The sequence below is a fragment of the Butyricimonas hominis genome (assembly GCF_014287455.1).
In the GTDB taxonomy this organism is placed as follows: domain Bacteria; phylum Bacteroidota; class Bacteroidia; order Bacteroidales; family Marinifilaceae; genus Butyricimonas; species Butyricimonas muris.
The window spans coordinates 1-1,072 of sequence record NZ_JACOOH010000045.1; the positions used below are offsets into that span (position 1 = coordinate 1).

Consider the following 1,072-nt stretch of genomic DNA (forward strand, 5'->3'; position numbering starts at 1 on the left):
AGTTCCACACGCAGGTATCTTTGGGACTGAAATTCATTATCAACTGACCGCTATATAATAATGTATATGAAGAATGTAATGTATAAAATCATCATGGGCTGCTACATCGTGGCCGCCCTCGTGCTTGTCACCGCCTGTAATGACAACTTGGATATTCAGCAGGCGTACCCGTTCAGCATCGAAACACTGCCAGTACCCAAAAGGCTGAAAGTCGGGGAAACCGCCGAAATACGCTGCCGACTGGTGCGTGGCGGCTATTACCAGCCGACTACCTATCAGATAAGGTATTTCCAGCCGGACGGCAAAGGGAAGCTGGAAATGGATAACGGCACGGTGTTCCTGCCCAATGACCTTTACCCGCTGGAGAAAGAAACGTTCTGGCTCTACTACACCTCGGCATCGACCGACCAGCAGACGATTGACATTTATATCATCGACAGCTTCGGGCAGATGCAGCAACTTACACTATCATTCAATAATGACAACAGCGAAGAAGAAACGGAAACAATAACCCCCTAATAATAAAACGACATGGTAAAAATAGAATTGGATATAGAAGGCATCTCGTGGTACATAGAAACCACGTTGGAAACAGATACAGTTCCGGCAGTAGGTGACATCATCATTATGGACAAGGACTGTATTTCCGAACGTGACAGTGCTGAATTATGGAAAACGCCGTCCAATCAGGTTTTCAAATGGGCGGACGAAGAAGATGATGCGCCTGTAATGGAATGGTTCGATTGCGACACGGAAATGCTTGTCAATAAACGGACATGGAAATATGACATCGAGGAAGAAGAAACCGTGTGCATACTTGGTGTAAAATTTATTCACTATGAGGATTTATAGTTGCGACATTCGTTTTTATCATCCTCTTGGGAAACCGGGTATGGAATGATACGCAAAGCGTAAATATCGGGCAGACATCCCGCCGGGAAGCATCGGCGGGATGTTTCCATGATAGGGAAAACGAAAGGCTTCTTTGTTACTTTCTTCACCCGCTGGCAGGCTCACGGAAGAAAGTAACGGCGGCAAGCAGCCGCCGTTTTCTATCAACTGGTTTTAAGGC

Annotated in this window: 3 protein-coding genes; all 3 read left to right on the plus strand. The window is 46.3% G+C overall.

Features of this window, described 5'->3' with window-relative positions; genetic code table 11:
- The first annotated feature begins 60 nt into the window (after positions 1–60).
- A complete protein-coding gene (locus tag H8S64_RS22100) occupies positions 61–519 on the plus strand; it encodes a DUF3872 domain-containing protein (RefSeq protein WP_007754124.1) in 459 nt (152 codons plus the stop codon).
- 12 nt (positions 520–531) lie between these two features.
- Positions 532–852, plus strand: coding sequence for a hypothetical protein (locus H8S64_RS22105; protein ID WP_007754121.1), 321 nt, complete (start codon positions 532–534; stop codon positions 850–852).
- Between the two features lie 26 nt (positions 853–878).
- The coding region (locus tag H8S64_RS22440; RefSeq protein ID WP_222621235.1) for a hypothetical protein at positions 879–1,072 on the plus strand (194 nt) is incomplete at its 3' end.

Coding starts and splice junctions, on each gene's coding strand:
- H8S64_RS22100 (WP_007754124.1), top strand. CDS start 61: ATGTATATGAAGAATGTAATGTATAAAATCATCATGGGCTGCTACATC.
- H8S64_RS22105 (WP_007754121.1), top strand. CDS start 532: ATGGTAAAAATAGAATTGGATATAGAAGGCATCTCGTGGTACATAGAA.